The 5,549-nt window shown below is 61.0% G+C and carries 5 protein-coding genes; 2 read left to right on the top strand and 3 right to left on the bottom strand.

The genetic code is table 11. The features are described 5' to 3' along the window. Positions 1-380 precede the first annotated feature (380 nt). Positions 381-1,430: a sensor histidine kinase gene (locus ACYYKW_RS26360; RefSeq protein ID WP_464991578.1), complete on the bottom strand. Its 1,050-nt coding sequence runs from the start codon at positions 1,428-1,430 to the stop codon at positions 381-383. After that, positions 1,430-2,179 (bottom strand): response regulator transcription factor, encoded by a 750-nt coding sequence (locus tag ACYYKW_RS26355; RefSeq protein ID WP_336356329.1) that lies wholly within the window; start codon positions 2,177-2,179, stop codon positions 1,430-1,432. The genes ACYYKW_RS26360 and ACYYKW_RS26355 overlap by 1 nt, the downstream gene beginning before the upstream one ends. Positions 2,180-2,477: 298 nt before the next feature. On the opposite strand from ACYYKW_RS26355, the gene pyrF reads away from it, so the two are divergent. Then, positions 2,478-3,176, top strand: coding sequence for an orotidine-5'-phosphate decarboxylase (gene pyrF, locus ACYYKW_RS26350; RefSeq protein WP_172833249.1), 699 nt, complete (start codon positions 2,478-2,480; stop codon positions 3,174-3,176). Between the two features lie 122 nt (positions 3,177-3,298). Here the strand turns inward: pyrF and ACYYKW_RS26345 are convergent, their stop codons facing one another. Then, a complete protein-coding gene (locus tag ACYYKW_RS26345; RefSeq protein WP_464991577.1) occupies positions 3,299-4,303 on the bottom strand; it encodes an NADP-dependent oxidoreductase in 1,005 nt (334 codons plus the stop codon). A 246-nt stretch (positions 4,304-4,549) separates the two neighbouring features. Here ACYYKW_RS26345 and ACYYKW_RS26340 point away from each other — a divergent pair, with 246 nt between their 5' ends. After that, positions 4,550-5,311, top strand: a complete 762-nt coding sequence (locus ACYYKW_RS26340) for an SDR family oxidoreductase (RefSeq protein WP_464991576.1) — start codon at positions 4,550-4,552, stop codon at positions 5,309-5,311. The last annotated feature ends 238 nt before the right edge of the window (positions 5,312-5,549 follow it).

Below are 5,549 nucleotides of genomic sequence, written 5' to 3'. Positions count from 1 at the left end.
CCTCCACTCAGCCTTCCGATGTCGCTGGTTAGGCAAGATCAAGATCAAGAGCACTCGAGCTGGCGCTCATTGTTGAGTGGTGAGAAGCGCCGCATGGCTGGAGATTTTCGGTGGATTCGCCCCTCATCGGAACGCCGCCCGCCCAGCCCTCTCCCGAGGGAGAGGGAGCCGATCTTTGGGCTTTTCAGAATTTGTGTTCGACTCGGTATTTCGCGTCGGCATAACTCTCCCAATCACCCCGGTCAGTTCCCTCTCCCTTTGGGAGAGGGCTAGGCGGGCGGCGTTCCGATGAGGGGCTTTTCAGGCTGACCGCAACTGCCGGCTCAACTCAGGCCGCCACATCCAGATACTTGTACTTTCTACCGAGGACCATTGTGTTTTCAGGTCCGCGGCAGGCGAATCACGGCGGTCAATCCACCGCCCGGGGTTTCTTGAAGATTCAACTGTCCACCCAAACGCTGTGCAGCCTCGCGCGCAATGGTCATGCCCAGGCCGACACCGCCGGAGTTGCGATTGCGTGAGCCTTCCAGTCGGTAAAAGGGCTCGAACACGGCTTCGCGTTGGTCTTCGGCAATCCCGGGGCCATGGTCGATTACGTGGATCAGTAGTTGTTCGCGTTGATCGTGCAGTTCGATGCGCGCCTGGCCGGCGTATCGCAGGGCGTTGTCGAGCAGGTTGTTGAGGCACGAACGCAGTGCCATTGGCTGTACCGGCAACGGGGCGCAATGACCACTGACTTGCACGTCGGCACCTTGGTCCTGGGCGTTTTCGCACAGCGATTCGACCAGCGCCTGCACGTCCATCAGTTGCACGGCTTCGCTGGTGCGCTGTTCGTGGAGGTAGGTGAGGGTGGCGTCGAGCATGCTGATCATGTCGTCCAGATCCTGACGCATCTGGCCTTGGAGCTTTTCGTCGCTGAGGTTTTCCAGGCGCAGTTTCAGTCGTGACAGCGGTGTGCGCAGATCGTGGGAGACGGCGCCGAGCATGCGCGCGCGCTGCTGGACCTGTTCGCGAATACGCCGTTGCATCAGGTTGAAGGTGGAGGCCGCTTGTCGCGCTTCGCGTGGGCCGGACTCGTCGAGTGGCAGGCTGTCGAGATCCTCGCTGAGGCGTTCGGCGGCATCGCTCAGGCGCTGGATCGGGCGGCTGAGCAGTTTGGCGCCGTACCATGCCGCGATCATCAAGGTGATGAACTGAAAGGTCAGCGGCACCACCGGGCCACCGAACCACGGACGCGGTGGGCGGTGCGGGTAACGCGGGTCGGGCGGCGACTGTTGCCCCTCGGCACCTTGGGAAAACTCCGGCGGTGGTGGAGGCGGGGGCGGGCCGTACAGGCGGAACCAGCTGAACGCCAGCAGGTGCGCGAGGACGATCGCCACGAACAGCACGCCGAACAGGCGTCCGAACAGCGTGTCGAAGCGCGCCCGCATCAGCCGATGTCCCGTGCGTCGAACAGATATCCCTCACCGCGCACGGTTTTGATCAGATGTGGCGCTTTCGGGTCATCGCCGAGTTTCTGTCGCAGGCGCGACACCAGCAAATCGATGCTGCGGTCGAATGCTTCGATCGAGCGGCCGCGGGCGGCGTCGAGCAATTGTTCGCGGCTGAGCACCCGCCGCGGACGTTCGATAAATACCCAGAGCAGGCGGAATTCAGCGTTGGACAGCGGCACCACCAGGCCATTGTCGGCAATCAACTGGCGCATGACGCTGTTCAGGCGCCAGTTATCGAAACGGATATTGGCTCGCTGTTCGCTGCGGTCGTCGCGCACGCGGCGCAGAATCGTCTGGATGCGCGCCACCAGTTCGCGCGGCTCGAACGGCTTGGCCATGTAGTCGTCGGCCCCGAGTTCGAGGCCGATGATGCGGTCGGTGGGTTCGCAGCGGGCAGTGAGCATCAGGATCGGGATGTCCGATTCGGCGCGTAGCCAGCGGCACAGCGACAAACCGTCTTCACCCGGCAGCATGAGATCCAGCACCACGACGTCGAAATGTTCGGCCTGCATCGCCTGGCGCATCGCCGCACCGTCGGTGACACCGCTGGCGTGGATGTTGAAGCGCGAGAGGTAATCGATCATCAACTCGCGGATCGGCACGTCGTCGTCAACGATCAGGGCACGAATGCTCCAGCGCTTGTCGTCTTTGGGCTCATCCGTAGCGGGCGTTTGGGTGTTGTGCATGGGGCTGTTCGTCTGCCAGTAGGCCGCCAACCACAAAAAGATGGGCTGCGAGGTGGTGGTTTTCAGCATAGGCGTCCGGCCGTGAGGCGGGAAGTGCTGTTGTAAGGACGTGTTGCGGCTGGCGAGACTAATGCGGGTGCATGTTGGCGGCGTGTCGGCTGTGTATCGAAGTCGACACAATAGCAGCGAGCGCTATGCTGATCAGCGTCGGCACGACGATTTACCGATCATCGGGTGCCGCGCTGCCGCCGGTTCCGCTACAATGCGCGCCGATTTCGACCTGCCTGAGAGCCCATTCATGTCCGCCTGCCAGACTCCTATCATCGTCGCCCTGGATTTCCCCACCCGTGACGCCGCACTGAAGCTGGCCGACCAGTTGGACCCGAAGCTGTGCCGGGTCAAAGTGGGCAAGGAACTGTTCACCAGTTGCGCCGCGGAAATCGTCGGCACCCTGCGTGACAAGGGTTTCGAAGTGTTTCTCGATCTGAAATTCCATGACATTCCCAACACCACCGCGATGGCCGTGAAAGCCGCTGCGGAGATGGGCGTGTGGATGGTCAACGTGCATTGCTCCGGTGGCCTGCGCATGATGGCGGCCTGCCGTGAAGAGCTGGCCAAGCGCAGCGGCCCGCAGCCATTGCTGATCGGCGTGACCGTGCTGACCAGCATGGAGCGTGAGGATCTGGCCGGCATCGGTCTGGACATCGAGCCGCAGGAACAGGTGCTGCGTCTGGCGGCACTGGCCGAGAAAGCCGGAATGGACGGTCTGGTCTGTTCGGCGCTGGAAGCCACCGCACTGAAAGCCGCGCACCCGTCATTGCAACTGGTGACTCCGGGGATTCGTCCGGCCGGCAGTTCGCAGGACGACCAGCGCCGCATTCTGACCCCACGTCAGGCGCTGGATGCCGGTTCCGATTATCTGGTGATTGGACGTCCGATCAGCCAGGCGGCCGATCCGGCCCAGGCGCTGGCTTCGGTTGTGGCCGAGATCGCCTGAGCAACACGTATCTGCGTGTAGGAGTGAGCCTGCTCGCGATAGCGGTCTGACAGTTACATACATTGTGACTGACACACTGCTATCGCGAGCAGGCTCACTCCTACATTTGTTTTGCGGTGAATTTAGACCTTCAGTACCAACTTGCCGAAATTCCCGCCGTTGAACAATTTCATCAAGGTTTCCGGGAACGTCTCCAGGCCTTCGACGATATCTTCCTTGCTCTTCAGTTGCCCCTTGGCCATCCACCCGGCCATTTCCTGCGCGGCACTGGCGTACTGTGCGGCGTAGTCCATCACCACGAAGCCTTCCATCCGCGCGCGGTTGACCAGTAGCGACAGGTAATTGACCGGACCTTTGACCGCTTCTTTGTTGTTGTACTGGCTGATTGCGCCGCAGATCACCACGCGCGCCTTCATGTTCAAGCGGCTCAACACCGCGTCGAGAATGTCACCGCCGACGTTGTCGAAATACACGTCGACGCCCTTCGGGCATTCGCGTTTAAGCCCGGCAATAACGTCTTCGCTCTTGTAATCGATGGCACCGTCAAAGCCCAGTTCGTCGATGAGAAACTTGCACTTGTCGGCGCCACCGGCAATGCCGACCACCCGGCAACCCTTGAGCTTGGCGATCTGCCCGGCAACGCTGCCCACCGCGCCGGCCGCACCGGACAGCACCACGGTGTCGCCAGCCTTTGGCGCGCCGACATCGAGGAGGGCGAAGTAGGCGGTCATGCCGGTCATGCCCAGCGCGGACAGATACACCGGCAGCGGGGCCAGTTTCGGATCGACCTTGTAGAAACCTCTTGGCTCGCCGAGGAAATAATCCTGCACGCCGATGGCGCCGTTGACGTAGTCGCCGACAGCAAAGCCCGGATTGTTCGAAGCAATGATTTTTCCTACGCCCAGCGCACGCATGACTTCACCGATACCGACCGGCGGAATGTAGGACTTGCCCTCGTTCATCCAGCCGCGCATGGCCGGGTCCAGGGACAGGTATTCGTTCTTCACCAGAATCTGTCCTTCAGCCGGTTCGCCGACCGGCACTTCCTGATAGGTAAAGGTCTCGCGGCTGGCCGCACCCACCGGGCGTTTGGCGAGCAGGAACTGGCGATTGGTCTGGTTGGTCATGACAGGCACTCGAACGGAATGAAGCTTTGTTGATAGACCCTCGGCGGCGATGGTGCAAGGTTGGCTGACGCGGCGAATGCACGTCGATCCAGTGCGGTGATAGTTCAGGTTATGGGTTAATCACTGCGGTTCATGGGCGCATAACCGCTGTGTGGATAGTGCTGACGTGCGACCGAGCGCGATGGCTATGCTGCCACTCAGCACTTTCCAGCCGTTTCGGCATATCCAGCGTTCGAGGACACCCGCATGAGCATGACGTTTTCCGGTCAAGTCGTTGTCGTTACCGGAGCGGCCAACGGCATTGGCCGCGCGACCGCTCAGGCGTTTGCTGCCGAAGGCCTGAAAGTAGTGGTCGCCGACTTCGATGCGGCAGGCGGCGAGAGCACGGTGGCGCTGATTCGTACTGCCGGTGGCGAAGCATCCTTCGTGCGTTGCGACGTGACCGTCGAGAGCGATGTTAAAAATCTGATGGACGAAGTCATCAATACCTACGGCCGTCTCGATTACGCCTTCAACAACGCCGGCATCGAGATCGAGAAGGGCAAACTGGCCGACGGTTCAATGGATGAGTTCGATGCGATCATGGGGGTTAACGTCAAAGGCGTCTGGCTGTGCATGAAATATCAGTTGCCATTGCTGCTGACGCAGGGCGGCGGGGCGATCGTCAATACGGCGTCGGTGGCGGGGTTGGGTGCGGCGCCGAAGATGAGCATTTATGCGGCCTCCAAGCATGCGGTGATCGGGCTGACCAAGTCGGCGGCGATCGAATATGCGAAGAAGAAGATCCGCGTCAATGCGGTGTGTCCGGCGGTGATCGATACCGATATGTTCCGTCGTGCTTATGAGGCGGACCCGAAGAAGGGCGAATTTGCCAATGCCATGCATCCGGTGGGGCGCATTGGTACGGTCGGGGAGATTGCCAGCGCGGTGTTGTATTTGTGCAGCGATGGGGCGGCATTTACGACGGGGCATTCGTTGGCGGTGGATGGGGGGGTTACGGCGTTCTGATTTTTTGTGGGCGTGGCGGCCTGTGGGCCGACCATGCTCTTTGGGTTTTGGGTGCATATCCGTTGCTTCGGGGGGTGCGGCTGGCGGTTTCGCCCTTACGGCGACTTACTTTTTTACAAGCGCCTAAAAAAGTAAGCAAAAAACGCTTGCTCCTACGTACGGCCCTCGCAAGCTCGGGTCCCTTCGCTCCGGGATCGATCCGGGCGCAGCGGCTACGGTTTGCTTCGCTGCACCTCCT

The organism is Pseudomonas sp. 15C (genome assembly GCF_055484735.1).
Note: the sequence above shows the minus strand (reverse complement) of the source record. Positions and strands in the feature narration are given on the sequence as shown.

Bases quoted from the DNA above. Each gene is read 5' to 3' on its own strand.
- ACYYKW_RS26360 (WP_464991578.1), bottom strand. From the start codon at position 1,430: ATGCGGGCGCGCTTCGACACGCTGTTCGGACGCCTGTTCGGCGTGCTG.
- ACYYKW_RS26355 (WP_336356329.1), bottom strand. From the start codon at position 2,179: ATGCACAACACCCAAACGCCCGCTACGGATGAGCCCAAAGACGACAAG.
- pyrF (WP_172833249.1), top strand. From the start codon at position 2,478: ATGTCCGCCTGCCAGACTCCTATCATCGTCGCCCTGGATTTCCCCACC.
- ACYYKW_RS26345 (WP_464991577.1), bottom strand. From the start codon at position 4,303: ATGACCAACCAGACCAATCGCCAGTTCCTGCTCGCCAAACGCCCGGTG.
- ACYYKW_RS26340 (WP_464991576.1), top strand. From the start codon at position 4,550: ATGAGCATGACGTTTTCCGGTCAAGTCGTTGTCGTTACCGGAGCGGCC.